At 55.7% G+C, this 15,347-nt stretch carries 15 protein-coding genes, 1 rRNA gene and 1 pseudogene (1 of these 17 running past the window's edge); 13 read left to right on the top strand and 4 right to left on the bottom strand.

The annotated features are described in order from the left end of the window. The first annotated feature begins 191 nt into the window (after positions 1-191). Complete coding sequence (locus JMJ16_RS45935; protein ID WP_201392535.1) at positions 192-1,442, top strand: S9 family peptidase; 1,251 nt, start codon at positions 192-194, stop codon at positions 1,440-1,442. A 254-nt stretch (positions 1,443-1,696) separates the two neighbouring features. Here the strand turns inward: JMJ16_RS45935 and JMJ16_RS45930 are convergent, their stop codons facing one another. After that, positions 1,697-2,434, bottom strand: coding sequence for an aspartate/glutamate racemase family protein (locus JMJ16_RS45930; RefSeq protein ID WP_201392534.1), 738 nt, complete (start codon positions 2,432-2,434; stop codon positions 1,697-1,699). A gap of 102 nt (positions 2,435-2,536) precedes the next feature. Here JMJ16_RS45930 and JMJ16_RS45925 point away from each other — a divergent pair. Then, positions 2,537-2,677 (top strand): annotated as a pseudogene (locus tag JMJ16_RS45925) (LuxR C-terminal-related transcriptional regulator); the annotation flags it as partial. A 92-nt stretch (positions 2,678-2,769) separates the two neighbouring features. Here the strand turns inward: JMJ16_RS45925 and JMJ16_RS45920 are convergent. Together JMJ16_RS45920 and JMJ16_RS45915 are read right to left on the bottom strand one after the other, a co-directional pair. Further along, positions 2,770-3,228, bottom strand: coding sequence for an ester cyclase (locus tag JMJ16_RS45920; RefSeq protein WP_007919155.1), 459 nt, complete (start codon positions 3,226-3,228; stop codon positions 2,770-2,772). Between the two features lie 60 nt (positions 3,229-3,288). Beyond that, positions 3,289-3,987 (bottom strand): class I SAM-dependent methyltransferase, encoded by a 699-nt coding sequence (locus JMJ16_RS45915; RefSeq protein ID WP_201392532.1) that lies wholly within the window; start codon positions 3,985-3,987, stop codon positions 3,289-3,291. Positions 3,988-4,238: 251 nt separating this feature from the next. Here JMJ16_RS45915 and JMJ16_RS45910 point away from each other — a divergent pair, with 251 nt between their 5' ends. The 11 genes from JMJ16_RS45910 (at position 4,239) to JMJ16_RS45860 (ending at position 14,756) form a co-directional block, all read left to right on the top strand. Beyond that, entirely contained in the window at positions 4,239-5,537 is a 1,299-nt protein-coding gene (locus tag JMJ16_RS45910) for an FAD-dependent oxidoreductase (protein WP_201392530.1), read from the top strand. 329 nt (positions 5,538-5,866) lie between these two features. Beyond that, on the top strand, positions 5,867-6,283 hold the full coding sequence (locus JMJ16_RS45905) for a cupin domain-containing protein (protein WP_007919161.1): 417 nt from the start codon (positions 5,867-5,869) through the stop codon (positions 6,281-6,283). 243 nt (positions 6,284-6,526) lie between these two features. Then, entirely contained in the window at positions 6,527-7,351 is an 825-nt protein-coding gene (locus tag JMJ16_RS45900; RefSeq protein WP_201392528.1) for a cyclase family protein, read from the top strand. 10 nt (positions 7,352-7,361) lie between these two features. Further along, positions 7,362-8,393, top strand: a complete 1,032-nt coding sequence (locus JMJ16_RS45895) for a methyltransferase dimerization domain-containing protein (RefSeq protein ID WP_201392526.1) — start codon at positions 7,362-7,364, stop codon at positions 8,391-8,393. 5 nt (positions 8,394-8,398) lie between these two features. Next, positions 8,399-9,679 (top strand): beta-ketoacyl synthase, encoded by a 1,281-nt coding sequence (locus JMJ16_RS45890; RefSeq protein ID WP_201392524.1) that lies wholly within the window; start codon positions 8,399-8,401, stop codon positions 9,677-9,679. Beyond that, a complete protein-coding gene (locus JMJ16_RS45885) occupies positions 9,679-10,944 on the top strand; it encodes a beta-ketoacyl synthase (protein ID WP_201392522.1) in 1,266 nt (421 codons plus the stop codon). The genes JMJ16_RS45890 and JMJ16_RS45885 overlap by 1 nt, the downstream gene beginning before the upstream one ends. Next, a complete protein-coding gene (gene acpS / locus JMJ16_RS45880) occupies positions 10,905-11,369 on the top strand; it encodes a holo-ACP synthase (protein WP_201392520.1) in 465 nt (154 codons plus the stop codon). The genes JMJ16_RS45885 and acpS overlap by 40 nt, the downstream gene beginning before the upstream one ends. Positions 11,370-11,567: 198 nt before the next feature. Continuing rightward, positions 11,568-11,816 carry an acyl carrier protein gene (locus JMJ16_RS45875; RefSeq protein WP_201375333.1) on the top strand — a complete coding sequence of 83 codons (249 nt, stop codon included), beginning with the start codon at positions 11,568-11,570 and terminating at the stop codon, positions 11,814-11,816. 46 nt (positions 11,817-11,862) lie between these two features. Next, positions 11,863-12,336, top strand: a complete 474-nt coding sequence (locus JMJ16_RS45870) for an SRPBCC family protein (RefSeq protein WP_201392518.1) — start codon at positions 11,863-11,865, stop codon at positions 12,334-12,336. Positions 12,337-12,666: 330 nt separating this feature from the next. Further along, positions 12,667-13,482 (top strand): ABC transporter ATP-binding protein, encoded by an 816-nt coding sequence (locus JMJ16_RS45865; RefSeq protein WP_201392516.1) that lies wholly within the window; start codon positions 12,667-12,669, stop codon positions 13,480-13,482. 17 nt (positions 13,483-13,499) lie between these two features. Then, complete coding sequence (locus JMJ16_RS45860; RefSeq protein WP_201392514.1) at positions 13,500-14,756, top strand: ABC transporter permease; 1,257 nt, start codon at positions 13,500-13,502, stop codon at positions 14,754-14,756. Between the two features lie 272 nt (positions 14,757-15,028). Here the strand turns inward: JMJ16_RS45860 and JMJ16_RS45855 are convergent. Next, positions 15,029-15,347, bottom strand: a 23S ribosomal RNA gene (locus JMJ16_RS45855); it runs 2,647 nt beyond the window's last position.

Below are 15,347 nucleotides of genomic sequence, written 5' to 3'. Positions count from 1 at the left end.
ATGAAAATAGCATACAGGCTCTACAGAGTATATACCCATAAATTGCGACAAAGTTGCGACAACTTGCATCACACCACCAGACAATTACCATTTTATGGGTCAAATGACTCTTTCAAGGAAGAAGAAAAGCATCTATACTACTGGCAAAACAATGCATATACGGAATTGTACACAAAAGAGGGAAAGCTAGTATGCAAACCGAGGCACAGAATAATCATCCCCCTGGGCAAGGTGCTGGAGGAGAACAAGCTCTCAAGGCTACATCTACAACCAAAGGTAAATTCCGGAAACGTGGCAGCATAGTTTCTCTCATGGCACGTTTCTTGCTGGCGCTGCTTTTCCTTGGCGGCATATACACCTCGCTCCTCCCCTGGGGCCAGGCGACTCTGCGCGCAACCTTTATTCTTCCATCGCTGCTCACGGCTTCAGAGCCGCTACCGCTCACACTGGCGGGCGAACCAATCACGCATACGCAAAAAGCGCTTCCAGCCTCGCATGGCATGCTCTACCTGGATATCTTTACGCCTGACATGGTTCCGCTTATCCATGGCGAGCGCCAGGGCGTGCTGCTCTTACCTGGAGTGGGAGACCAACGCCAGGTGCCACAGTTGATCAATCTTGAGCAGACGCTGGCACGCTCAGGCATAGTTGTCGTGGCAATGACCACCTCGACCCTCTTGCAGGATGACGTCTCCATAGAGGATAGCGCGGACGTGGTGCAAGCCTATCAATACCTACAAGCTCTCCCCGCCTTACAGGGCCAGCGCACGGGCATGATCGCCTTTAGCGCAGGTGTGCCACTGATAACGCACGCGGCGGCGGACCCCCATATTCGCGACCAGGTGGCCTATGTTACCGCCTTTGGTGGCTACTATAACGCCGAGACCCTGCTTGAGACCTTTGGGCGCCGCGCCGTCTCCTACGATGGCAAGACCGAGTCCTGGCAACCAACCGCCTACGCGCTACAAGTACTTGCCAATGTGACCACCGAACAGCTTCCCGTCTATGAGCAGGAACTCATTCGACAGGCCCTCAGCCAGGATGGCTCACCACTCTCACAAGGAGAACAGGACCAGCTCTCGCCAGAGGGACGCGCCGCCTATCAGCTCCTCAGCGGCACAGCTCCGAACCGGGTCGCACAGAATATGGCCGCGCTAACGCCCGCGATGCACGCGCAGCTCCAGGGCCTCTCAACCAGCCAGATCATCAAAGAGATTCACGCTCCCGTATACCTGCTGCATGACCGCAACGACGCCTTTCTGCCCTTCACCGAGACCCGCGCCTTCGACCGGGATCTCACGCGCCTGCATCACTCACACAACTACGTCGAATTCCATATCTTTGATCATGTCGAAGTGCGCTCCAACCTCAACTTCTTCCAGACCATCGGCGATGGCTCAAAGCTCTTCAACCTGATCAGTCAGGTCTTCCAGGCAGGGTAAATTGAGTGAAGGGATGTGGATTGTGGAAATGCCTCCGGCATTTCCACAATCCACATCCCTTCACTCCAGACAATAGGAAAGAGAGATTACAGATGATAGAACTATCGCTCACACTTGGCTGGCTCCTGCTGGGGGCGCTGCTGGGGCTGTTGACATGGCTCGCTCGGGCGGGACAGCGCCCCCGCGACTCTGGCTGGTGGCACATGACCTTGCTTGGCGCACTCCTGGCGCCCATCAGTGGCTGGGGTGCCTCGCTACTGTTGGGGCGCTTCTTCGCGACGGGCGTCGTGCTCTGGCTCACGATTGCTGGCTGCCTGCTCCTGCCGCGCCTGATACGCGTGCAGGGCCGCCAGGGTGCCCAGGCGGGGACTCGTCAGCATGGGTAGCCCAAGATCGGGACACAAATCGCTCACACCTGCCATGGAGGCCTGAGACAGCACCACAACGTCGGCCTCATGGGCATGCGCGCGGAGCTGCGTGGCAATCTCGCCCAGGTAGGCCTGTTGATCGCCACGCTCAAAATGTGCCCAGGCCTCACGACAGAGCAGCTCGACGATGTCGATGGCTTTGCCTGCCCGGCGCGCAGCATCAAGCAATAGCTCGCGCGTTGGCGCCAAGGTGCTCTCAAGGGCAGCGACCAGCAGGATGCACTCGCCCTGCCTGACGGCCTCCTCCGCCATGGCCCGGTCGACGCGCATCACCGTCACTGGAACCTGGTCGGAGTACTCCTCCACGCTGGCGCCAATCGTGGAGCATGTGCAAACGATCACACTTGCGCCATGCTCCACGCCCTCTTCAACATAGCACTCAATGCGTGCGCGCAGGGCAGGGGTAACGCCACCCTGCTCCCTCGCCTCTTGCAAGAGACTCTCATCTACCACGTGCTCAAGCGCCACGCTGGCGGGATCTATCACACATTCAGCGACTAGGCGCTCAAAGGTAGCAACGTGAACTGGAGATGTATGTAGAAATAACAATGTTGGCTGTGTCATATCCTTGCCTTTCAAATAACACTATTTTACCTCCTAAAGTACCACACTGTCTCCACAAAATGTTGAGTCAATCTCTGCTTTCTCGCTAATCCCGGCAGAGCCCTCAGCGAACCCACGGTCCGCACACATGTCAGCAATATTCTCTCCAAGCTGCACCTTACCGACCGCACCCAGGCCGCTATTTACGCCCTGCAAAAACGCCTGGTCGCACTTAACGAGGCATTTGAGGAGGAAGAGGTCTAAGCCAGGAGGTTGCTAACAACGTTGTTAGCAACCTCCTGGCTTAGACCTCTGAATTCTAACTCACGCGCTGTGCGAGCTAGAAAAGACGGGCGTTAGGCGCGCTGTGAGCGGGCCGCGACGTGTGTCAGGTGATCGTCGGCATCCTCTTCGGGTGAACCCAGTTGCGCAAGCAGGACGCGGTGATCAAAAGTGGTGCGCACTTCATGGATCTGGCCGTCATAAATGACGAAGTTGTCGATGCGTGGGAGGGCGAAGCGCACGCCGCTGGCGGGAATATCGTGGAAATCACGCTGGTGGACACCGCTCATGATGGCATAGGCAGCGACCTTCTCGTCATCGGCGATAATGACCTCAATCTTGAACTGAACATTCAAGGCGCTACGAATCTCACTACTGAAGCCCAGGAAACCCTCAGCACCACGAATGCCATCGGGGGGACCATAAAAGGCAAAGTCCGAAGCCAGGATCTCATTGGCGACCGCGCGGTCACCCTTGCTGAAGACATCTTCGAAGAAACGTTTTACCAGTTGCTCGCTCTGTTCTTTGGACATAAAGCTTAGATACCCTTTCCAGGTACTACCTAATTAAGAAGGTAGAAACGCCATACTTCCTTATTGGGAAGAGACAACACTGCCAGGGGCAGTTTTGCGATAGCTCGCGGTATAAGACCACCAGGGGATGCCCACATATCCGGCATCCTCCAGCCCAGCCGCTTCGGCGCACCTGCGCACCATACCTGGCAGGCAGAAATCAGGGTCGCAGAGTTGCTCTGTGACCGATACTACACCTCCCACTTTGAGCACACGCGCACACTCGCGGAAGAACGCCACTGGATACGGAAGCTCGCCTACGACCGTCACCAGGAAGACCATGTCAAAGCTCCCCTCGGGCAAAGGCATATGGCAACCATCCGCTTGAATGATCTCCACATTGCTCACCTCTTCCCGCTCCAGGCGCTGGCGCAGCAGTTCAATCATCTTCGATTGCACCTCCACACACGTGACGCTGCCAGAGCTTTTTCCCGCAGCCACACAACACGCCAGGACAGTCGTGAAGAGTCCCGGCCCCGGCCCGATCTCCAGGACGCGCATACCCGGCGCCACGCCCGCACGCTCTACGATGTGCTCCGGGGAGCCAAAGAGCTTGCGCCTGAGCGGAGCATCCAGGTATGGCGCGATTTCAGGGGGCATGGGTTCCGGGTGAAGCCTGCGCCTAATACGGAGAAATACCTGGCCAGTAATAAAAATGCTTGCGAGGCATAAGAGCACAATCCCTAGTCCTCGTAACCACCTGGCTGCAAATAGGCGCATAACTTCCCTTTTCTCAACGAAAACTATTAAAAGTAGAGCAAAGTTATACGAGAGCCTTTACTCATTTTAATATTTTTTGCGTATCTCAATGCGTTCTTATTTCTATTGTAACTCTTCACTTTTAACTCTATATAGGCATATATCGCAACTTTTAGTACACATTTTTGTCACTAAGTGTGATCGCTTTGTGATTGCTATCTATACTGAAATATAGGAGCAATACGGGTAACAATTGGAAAGGATAATTTTCGATGAGCAAAGCGTTGCCGGAGCGACCACAGGTTCAGGAGTTTTCCGCGCAGCAGGATAACATACATGAGATTAAGAAGACAACCTGCTGTATCGTGGGGGCGGGGCCAGCCGGGGCCTTTCTCGCCCTGCTGCTCGCGCGTCAGGGGGTGCCTGTCATACTACTTGAGGCGCATAAAGACTTTGCGCGCGAGTTTCGTGGCGATACCATTCATCCATCTATTCTGGAAGAGATGCAGGCGCTCAGCCTGACTGAGCGCCTGCTCCAACTCCCCCATACCAGGGCCTATAACGTCCAATTCCATATGGGAGAGAGGCAGCTTACCTTTGACGATTTTCGTCGCCTGAAATCGCCCTACCCCTATATTATGAAGCTCTCACAGGTCAGGTTTCTCAATTTCCTGGTGGAAGAGGCCAGGCAATACCCCCACTTTCAGCTCGTGATGGGGGCGCGCGTCGAGCGCCTGCTGGAAGAGGAGGGAAGCATCCGTGGCGTACGCTATCGCACGCCCGAGGGCGAGGTGGAGGTACAGGCCGCGCTGACCATCGGCGCGGATGGACGCTTCTCCTGGACGCGGCGCCTCGCGCATATGGCGCCCATTACGCTCTCGCCACCACTGGACTTCCTCTGGTTCCATCTCCCACGTCATGAGAGCGATCCACACTCTGAAGCAGTCGAACTGCATTTCGCGCCCGGCATGTTTATCATCCTCCTGGATCGCGACGATAAATGGCAGGTTGGTTGCGCCATTAGCAAAGGGACCTATCAGCAGGTGAGACAGGCGGGCATTGAAGCGCTTCAGCGAGAGGTGGAGAGCTGCGTCCCCTGGTTCGCTGATCGCGTTGAGCACCTGGATAGCTGGAAGCAGGTCTCGCTGCTCTCGATTGAATCCAGCCGCCTGGAGCGCTGGCATCGCCCTGGTCTCTTGCTTATTGGGGACGCGGCACACGTCATGTCGCCCATCGGCTCCGTCGGCATCAATCTGGCCATTCAGGACGCGATTGCGGCGGCCAATCTGCTCACCAGGCCCCTGCTAGACCAAACACTCAGCGAGAGCGATCTGGCCGCCGTACAGCGCAGGCGCGAATTACGTACACGCATCGCCCAGGGCTGGGTTGGCCTGATCCAGCAACAGATCGTCAAGTCTCTCAATGCACGCATGCCTTTCCAACTACCGCCAATCGCCCGCCTGCTGCTACGCGCCCCTGTGATTGGTACGATTCCTACGCGCATCACAGCCCTCGGCTGCTGGCAAGAACGCATCAAACCACGCTTACTGCGACCTGCGTCAAAATTGTAGGGTTCATGCTGGCATGGACTTTTAGGCCGAGCAAGCTCTGCCCCTACACAGCCTGTGTACGCAGTAGCGTACACAGGCATTAACGAACATGGGCAAAAGTCATGAAACTTTACCTCTTTCTTTCCAGCAATTTGTTAGTGCAAGCTACTCATAACTAGTTATAAGGTAATTGAATATTTATTTTCTACCGTACTCTATACTTAACTCAACAGGACATAAGAAGCGCGTGAAGCGAGATCAAGTCAGATCAGATCTAATATGTTCTTAGTTCTCAGTTCTTAGTCCTTAAAAAATAGTAGACGGTATGCATTCAAGAAAGGATTACTACAATGAAACACCTTCGTTCTCAGGATGTCCCAACCGATATCGTTCGCGAGCCAGGTGCCAAGCAGGCCACCATTAAGCGTCTCATTGATACTACCGATGGCGCGGACCGCTTCGTCCTTAGCCTCTTCGAGGTCATGCCCAATGGCTCAACCCCCCCTCACTACCATGAGTGGGAGCATGAAATTTTCATCCTCGAGGGTTCGATGACGCTGCAGTTGCCGCAGGAGAAGCGCGACGTGAAGCTCAACGCTGGCGATGTTATCTTCATCCCTCGCAACGAGCCCCATGGCTTCATTACCGGTAGTGATGAGACCTGCCGCTTCCTGGTTGTCGCTCCCACGGAGCGCCCGCCCATCCGCAACTACTTCCTGACCGAGGAGCCATACCAGTACGAGGAGACCGCTGGTCATCGTCGCTAGTTTCTGGCCCTACTGTCAACTCTTTATATAAATAAGCCTCTTCCTCTCCTCTTCTCTGAGGAGGAGGCCTTAATCCATCTTTTATTCATCCATTAGATCTTATTCGGAAACCAACGCCGCTCTCGCGGCTAGCGCTTCGCGCTCAGGTTTTCCGAAAGGCAACACTCTTATCCGTACCAGAAGCGTCTATGGCTACCCACTGGCTATGCCTTCACATTGTTTGCATTGTTTGAGAGCTACATTATGCCGCAGATTATTGACTTAAGCTTGCCTATTGAGCCCCATCCACGCGATCCAAACTTTGGAGGGATACGCACGACCGATCACACCACGGGCGGTGACCAGATCTGGCGCGCGCTCTTCTTCCCCAAGAAGGCATCCCTGCGCAAGAGGCTCAATGGCTTCCGGCGCTACCTGCGCCTGCGCCATAAGGCGAATCGCCACAGTTTTCCTGATGGCAAGTTTCTCAGCAACGAGGTCTACACGGTCTCGGTGCACTGTGGAGCGCACTTTGACGCACCCTATCACTTCGGTCCCGAATGTGAAGGGAAGCCGGCTCGCCGTATTCACGAGGTCCCGCTTGAATACTGCTTTGGACATGGCGTTGTGCTGGACCTCTCGCACAAGGACCCCAGGTCCGCCATTACGGTCGCCGATCTGCAAGAAGCCCTGGTGCGCGCCAACTATGAACTACAACCCAAGGATATTGTTCTCATACGCACGGATTCCGATAAATTGTGGCCTCGACCAGAGTATTTCTCGGCTCACCCGGGAATGACACTGGAGGCGACTCGCTGGCTTGTGGAACGCGGCATCAAGGTCATTGGCATCGATACCAACGGCTTCGATCTCCCCTTCATGGAGATGGTTCAGTCCTATCTCGCGACCGAGGATTCGGAGAAGCTCTGGCCCACACATATGTATGGGCGAGAGCGCGAATACTTCCACATGGAGCGGCTAGCGAATCTGCACCTCCTGCCGAAATCTCATGGCTTCCAGGTTGCCTGCTTTCCCATCGCGCTTCGCGATGCCGGTGCCTCCTGGGTTCGTGCTGTAGCGATTGTGTAAAAGAGGAATTATGGTACTGCAAATTCCCAATCAAGAGTTGCTCGCGCCCTACCTACAGGTACCGATTGCCGCGCCACTCTTAGACATCAACTTTGGCTTTGCCCGAGCCAGGGTCCTTGATACAGCAATTGAGCTCAAGCTCTTTACGCACATCGCGGGGGGAGCACACACCTGCTCCGCGCTAGCCACGGTCGCGAGCTGCAACGCCCAGGCGCTACAAGCCTTGCTCGATGCCCTGGTGGGACTCGAGCTCCTCCAGCGGAAGCGCGAGGCCTACAGCTTAAGCGCACTCGCGGCAGTCTACCTGGTAGAGGGGCAGCCGGGCTATATCGGCTCCCACCTGAGCGCGGTCATGGAGCAATGGGATACCTGGGGTAACCTCACCGAGGTCATGCGCACAGGCAAGAAGAAGTTGCGGCGAGACTGGGGTTCACCTGAGGGCCGTGAGCAAGACCCTGGCATGTTCACACACCTCTTCCCGCTGGTCTTTCCTGCGGCCTGGCAGGCCGCCTCACAGCTAGATACCGAGCTACAAGGGCGTGTGCTCGATGTCAGCGCGGGCAGCGGGGCCTGGAGCATTGCCACGGCGTTACGCCATCCACACGTCGAGATCATCGCACGCGACGAGCCAGGTCTCCTCCCAGACCTACATGAACAGGTCTCACGGTTTGGTCTGCAAGAACGTATCCTTCTTCAACCCACACAGTTGGAGCTACGCTCGCTGCCTTCCGAGAGCTTTAGCCTGGTTATTGTTGGCCACTTATGTCGCTTTAAGGGAGCGCGCAAGAGCCAGGCCCTCTTACGCGAATGTTATCGCCTGCTCCAACCAGGCGGAAAGCTGCTCCTCGCCGATGTCATGCCCAATGATGAGCGAACCGGGCCAGCGGCGGCCCTGATGATTGGTCTGAGCCTCTTCCTCAATTCCCAGGAAGGCGGCGTGTTCACCACGACCCAGTTCCATACATGGTTACGAGCCACTGGTTTTGAACAGATAAAAGAACTGAGAATAGGGCCACTCCCCTTGCTCTTAGCTTCGAGGTAAAAGAAATGCGCAAAGTTGTCTTGACAGGATTAGGTGTTGTCAGTCCGCTTGGTATCGGCAAAGAACAGTACTGGCAGGGATTATCTGCTGGTCGCAGCGCGACAAAACACCTCTCACAGGTAACCAGTTGTCAGTTGTTTGAGAAATTCGATTTCGCCTCGCAGGTTATCTCCGAGGTCGATAACTTCGATCCCGCGCAGCTTGGGCTTCCCCGCGAAGTACAGAACCTGGACCGCTTTATCCAGTTCGCAGTCGCGGGAGCCATGCAAGCCGTCGCGGATGCCAAACTTGATGTGAAGTCCATCGACAGCGACCGGGCCGGCGTCGCCCTCTCAACCGCGATCTGTGGCACACGCCAGATGGAGTCAGAGTTTATCAAGGTCACCAACCTGGGACGCGAAGAGATCGATCCCAGCAAGGTCAGCCCCAATCTCTTCCTGGCCTCAATGTCAAACACACCGGGTATTCTGATCTCCGCGCTCATGGGTCTGCAAGGCCCCTGCGTAACACTCTCGACCGGCTGTATTGGCGGACTCGACGCCATTGGCTATGCCTTTGAAACCATTCAGAATGGCGACGCGGACATCATGCTCACGGGTGCCAGCGAGGCGCCGATTACACCGGTAACCATTGCCTCCTTTGAGATCATTCACTGCCTCTCGCAGCGCCATAACGACCAGCCACAGCACGCCTCCCGTCCCTTCGATGGCAAGCGCGATGGCTTCGTGCTCGCCGAGGGCTGTGGCGTCCTGGTTCTGGAAGAGTTGGAGCACGCTAAACGTCGTGGAGCGCATATCTACGCCGAGATCACAGGCTTCGCCAACACCTCCAACGCCTTGCATATGACCGACCTCCTTTCCGATGGGGATGACCTCGCCCGCGCCATCAACAGCGCGATTGAGCAAAGCGGCATCCAGCCAACAGAGATCGACTATGTCAACGCGCACGCCAGCTCGACGACGCAGAACGATAGCTGCGAGACGAGTGCGATCAAAATGGCCCTGGGCGATCACGCATACAAGATTCCGGTCAATGGCACCAAGTCCATGCAGGGACATGCTCTTTCAGCAGCCAGCGCCATGGAAGTCGTCACTTGCGCCCTGAGCCTGGAGCACCACTATATTCATCCTACCATCAATTATGAAGAGCGCGATCCCCTCTGCGACCTTAACTACGTGCCCAACCAGGGACGCCCCTGGAATGGTGATGTCATCCTCACCAACGCCAGTGGCTTCGCAGGGCTACACGCATCAATGGTTCTGAGAGCAGCACCAGGAGAGAAGTAATGAAAAAGGTTGTCATCACAGGTATCGGGTGTATCACACCCGCGGGAATAGGCATGGACGAGCTATGGGAGCGCGCTCGTTCGGGAGAGGCCTGCACACAGACCATTGACCGCTTCGATCCCGCGCGCTACCAGTGTCAGGTCGCGGGCCAGGCCAACACCTTTGACGCGCAACAGGAGCTGCCAGCGCGCACCGTCAAACGCACGGACCGCTTTACGCACCTGGCCCTCGCCACGGTCAACCAGGCCCTGGCGGACGCTCGCCTGAGTGTGGATGCCGAGAACGGCGTTCGCCCGGAGCGCGTCGCTGTCATGGTCGGCAACGTTCTCGGCGGCTGGGAGTTCGCTGAGCGCGAACTGCGCGAGTTGTGGCGCGACGGCGCACGCGAGGTCAGCCCCTACCAGGCCACGGCCTGGTTCCCCGCGGCGCCCCAGGGCAATATCTGCATCAACCTGGGCATCAAAGGGCCAGCGCGTACCTTTGTCTCTGACCGTGCCAGCGGCGCCTACGCACTCATTCATGGTGCAGATGTCATTCGCCGTGGCCAGGCCGACGTGGCTATCGCGGGCGGGACCGAAGCGCCGCTCTCACCCTACGCCTGGCTCTGCTGCCAGACCGCAGGCTATCTCACCCGCCACGGCAACAAGCAGCCAGGTGCGGCCTATCGCCCCTTTGAGCGCAAACACACCGGAACCGTCCTCGGCGAAGGCAGTTCCTTCCTGATTCTGGAAGAGCTGGAACATGCACAGCGCCGTGGCGCGACCATCTACGGAGAACTCAAGGGCTGGGCGGTCGGCAGCGATGGCTATATCCCGCTCTACACTGTTGAGCCGCATGGCTACATCCTGGCTAAGACCATCCAGAAGAGCCTGCGTCACGCAGACCTGGAGGCTGGACAGGTCGACGCCATCTTCGCTCACGGCTCCGGCATTCCAGTAGAGGATATGACCGAGGTCTACGCCTTCAAGGATACCTTTGGCGCACGCAGCCAGGATGTCCCGGTTACGGCTCCTAAGTCCGCCATCGGGCATATGCTTGGCGCGGCAGCCCCAGCGGACGTAGCTCTGGCCCTACGCGCCATGGCGAAGAAGGAGCTTCCGCCCACTGCCAACCTGGATCAGCCAGCGCCCGGTTTTGACCTGAACTTCGTGCGCGGCAATGCCCAGAAACTGGAATCCTTCCGGAACACCCTCGTCGTCTCACGCGGATTTGGAGGAGTGAACGCATGTATGGTAGTGAGCGCCTGGCCGGCAACCGTGGCCTGATCCAGATACAAAACATTCAAGCACCCATGCAATCGCTCGCGCTTCTGCCAACCGTACAGGCTCTTGGGGTAGATCTGGTGCATATACAACGCATGCAGGATATCTACAATCGCTGGGGCGAGCGCATCCTGGTCAGGCTCTTTACTGACCAGGAGCGCCACTCCTGCCAGAACGCCGATGGCTATCGCTGGCGCTCGCTGGCAGGCCGCTTCGGCGCTAAAGAGGCCGTCAAAAAGATCCTGGCGAGCCAGGGACAATTGGTGGGACTGAATGAAATCGAGATCCTGAATGGGACGTATGGCGAGCCATATATCAGGCTTCACGGACGTGCGCAGGCCGCATTCGAGCACCTGGGATACACCCGCCTGATGCTTAGCATCTCACACGATGCGGGCATGGCCATCGCCACTGTGATTGCTTCATAGTAAAAGGGAGGTGCAGGAGGGAAACCCTCCTGCCGGGGCGTGGGCTTCCTTTCCGCTCACCTGAGCCAACAGGCTAGGTGCGAAAGTGCCGCAGTGCCCCCGAATGGGGGTTGGTGAGCGGAATAAGAAACCAGTCCCCCACACAATTCCCCTGTTTACTTTGTAAATAAATTACTAACGAGAAAAGGGATAGAAACTATGAATATTCGTGCGGAACTTCTCCATGTCATGCAGGACCTGCACATTGATATTAGCAAGGTGACGCCCACAACCAGACTAAAAGATGACCTGGATATGGACTCCACCGAGATCGTCGAGATGGCGGTCGCGCTTGAGAAGCGCCTCCCTCTCACTATTGATGACGCCGCTCTGGGTAAATTACAGACCTTTGCCGACGTAGAAAAATTCCTGCAAGCCCTCATGGACAAACAGGTAGCCGTTTCCTAATCGCCAATTAAACAAACACAAAAATATAATATGGAGGATTACAACCATGCCACGCATTCAAAACAGCATCATCATTTGCAAAGACCCGCAGACCGTCTTCGACATCACCAATGACATCGAGCGCTGGCCCATTCTCTTCAACGAGTACCACGGTGCAAAGATTCTCAATCGCGAGAGCGAAGGCCGCTACACCCGCCTGACCTTCCAGCTCACCAATGCCGAGGGCAACACCTGGCGCTCTCAGCGCCTGTTAGACCACCAGCAAATGGTCGCCACCGCTGAGCGCGAAGAGCCACTCTATCCCTTCGCGTACATGCACTTGAAGTGGACCTGCGAGGCCGCGCCAGAGGGTACAAAGATGACCTGGACCCAGGACTTCGAGCTCGACCCCAAATATCCCGATCCCCTGCCTGTCGTACTTGACCGCATGAACGCTCACACCATAGAGAACCAGCAAAATATCAAAGAGAAGATCGAGTCTGGACAGGCGGAGAAGCTGGCAGCAGAGGCTGTAAGCTAACCACCGTATCTCTTTCTTCTTAAACACTGTGCCAAGGGCGCGCTGACAGCGTGGTCATTGCTCTCCCTGGCACACCAGCACACATGGAGGGAGCAATCTTCTTACATAAGTAGCAACTACCCAGACCCACGTGCATGCTGCTTGAGCAATTCCTGTTTAGTGTTGGCGTGGCTATGGCAGCCGCAGGCTGCCATAGCCACGCCAACACTAAACAAAGCGAGCGCCGCAGGCGCGAGAAGTAAAGGCAACAACATGCACATGGCATAATCCAATGTTTTCGCAATAGAGGTGAGTGGGAGGGAATGTGAAAACGTCTTAAGGAGTAGAAAAGTGTTTGATGCGACCTTAAAGTTAAACGACCGGGTGCCTAATACCATTTACAGAAAAAGCGTGGCCGAGGTTGAGGTGCAAAACCTGGTGAAGCGTTATGGCAAGCTGGAAGCGGTCAAAGGCATCACTTTTGGCATAAATAGAGGAGAAATTTTTGGGCTTCTCGGGCCCAATGGCGCGGGCAAAAGTACCGTCATCAATATGATGTGTGGCTACCTACGTCCCACCGCTGGCGATACCTACATTCGCAATCTCTCTGTCAAAAAGAAAGGCAGAGCCGTCAAATATCACATCGGCGTCGTGCCACAGGAGCTTGCACTATATAGTGATTTAAGCGCCCTGGAGAACCTGACCTTTTTTGCCAAAATGTATGGCATTCCTGGTCAGCAACGTAAGAAGCGCGCCGAAGAGGTCCTCAACTTTGTGGGGCTCTACGAGCGGCGCAAAGATACACCGAAGCATTTCTCTGGCGGCATGCAGCGCCGACTCAATATCGCCATTGCCTTGATGCACAGTCCATCCTTCCTGCTCATGGACGAGCCAACCGTCGGAGTAGATCCGCAATCGCGCGAGCACATCTTTGCAAGCATCGAGCTCCTGCGCGACCAGGGAACAACCATTCTCTACACAACGCACTATATGGAAGAGGCCGAGCGCCTCTGCCAGCGTATCGCGATCATGAATGAAGGGAGCATCATTGCTATAGGCACATTGCCCCAGCTACTTGCCCGGCTAGAACCAGAACGCACTATTCAACGACCACGAGGACTACAAGAACTCTTTATCCAGCTTACAGGCAAAACGCTACGGGACTAGACTGAAAGAACAATTCAATGAGAACGCTCTGGCATATCGCGAAAAAAGACCTCTTGCAGGTCATTAAAGATAAACACTCGCTCATTCTGCTACTTCTCGTCCCGCTTTTGCTGATCAGCATTATGGGCAGTGCCTTTGGCAGCGCCTTCAGCAACAACGCGTCGGTAGAATTTATGGTTGCCGTCAACAACCAGGACAGTGGGCGCGTAGGGGATACTATTGTCAAAACCTTGCAAGGAACCAATAGCAGCTTTAAACTTAATGTGAAGGGATATAGCACTTCTCAGCAAGTCTTACAGCAGGTGGAGAACGAAAAAGCGGTCGCAGGCATCATAATCCCCACGGGAACCTCGCAGAGGCTCCAGGATGCCGCCAGCAAAGGCCAAACGCCGAACAACGTCATTCAGTTCTACACCCGCCCTAACAGCAGAGATGAACGCAGTACCTTCACGCAACAGCTCGTCACCAGTGTCATCAATCGCCAGATCGACGCCCTCTACGCGGGGAGCGCCGCCGTTCAGCAGGTGCAAGCTGTCTGCCAGCAGCCAGCAAATACCTGTAATTATGCAACTATCAAACCTGAAGCCATTAGTAAAACGGTTGGGGAAGCCAGCCAGACAAGTAAAAATATAAGCCTGGTGCAGATGCTTACAACAGGGAGCGCACCCAAAAGCAACAACTTCGACCAGTTGCTGCCGGGCTTCGCGGTACTCTTCGCGCTGTTTGGTCTCAACTCGGCTGCATCCACCATTCTCCAGGAGAAGGAAGAGGGAACATTTCGCCGTCTGCTGATTGCCCCGGTACCCAGGTACGCCCTGCTTGGGGGCAAGCTTATCGCCCAGTTCCTGCTCACGCTCCTACAATTGAGCGTACTCTTTACAATTGGCTATTACGTGTTCAAGCTCAACATTGGCTCCTGGCAGGCCATCGCGCTCCTGCTGGTCAGCACCAGTTTCGCGACCACGGGTCTCGGCATGTTACTCGTCTCAATCGTCAAATCGAGGAGACAGCTCACACCCATTGTCACATTGACCACGCTGGTAACGTCCGCTATTGGCGGCTCCTGGTGGCCGCTCTGGTCGGAACCGCAATGGATGCAGCAGATAGCCAAAATTGGCATCACGGCCTGGGCAATTGATGGGCTAAACGGTGTCATGATCTTCGGAAAAGGCCTCTCCGAGGTGCAGTTCAATATCCTTGGCCTGCTTGGGTATGGCCTGATCTGCTTTTTCCTGGCCTTGCGTCTCTTCCGTTTCCAGGAGCAAAGCGCGTAGGCGAGCGTTGCAAGCAAACTCTTCTCATCGTCAACTTTGCGCGTGTTTGATAAAAGAAGAGCCGATAATTATTTGAGCTTAGCTCAAATAATTATCGGCTCTTCCTCTGTATCTGTAACCTGTCCAAAGAAGTACTCCCTCAATTTTGCTGAGCCACGCTGGCCTGCTCCTGCTCCCCGTGCCGCTCGCCCTCTCACTCGTGCTCAGGTCCGATCTCAGACCGCTCTCACTCACACCACAAGGACTCACCACATTCGCGAAGAAACAGAATGGGAAACAAGCCGTACGATCATTAGTACTGCTCCGCTCCACCTGTTACCAGGCGTCCACGCGCAGCCTATCCACCAGGTCTTCTTCCTGGGATCTTGACTCTTCTAGAGAGTGGGAAAAGTTATCTTCGGGTCGGCTTCGCGCTTAGATGCTTTCAGCGCTTATCCCTTCTTGACGTAGCTACCCAGCTCTGGAGGAGGCCCCCCAACTGGCGCACTAGCGGTCAAGCCATCTCGGTCCTCTCGTACTGAAGATGACTCCCCTCACTTTTCCGACGCCCACGACGGATAGAGACCGAACTGTCTCGCGACGTTCTGAACC

It is taken from the genome of Ktedonobacter sp. SOSP1-52, from assembly GCF_016587395.1.
The sequence above is the reverse complement of the archived record's forward strand: the minus strand, read 5'-3'. Positions and strand labels throughout refer to the sequence as shown.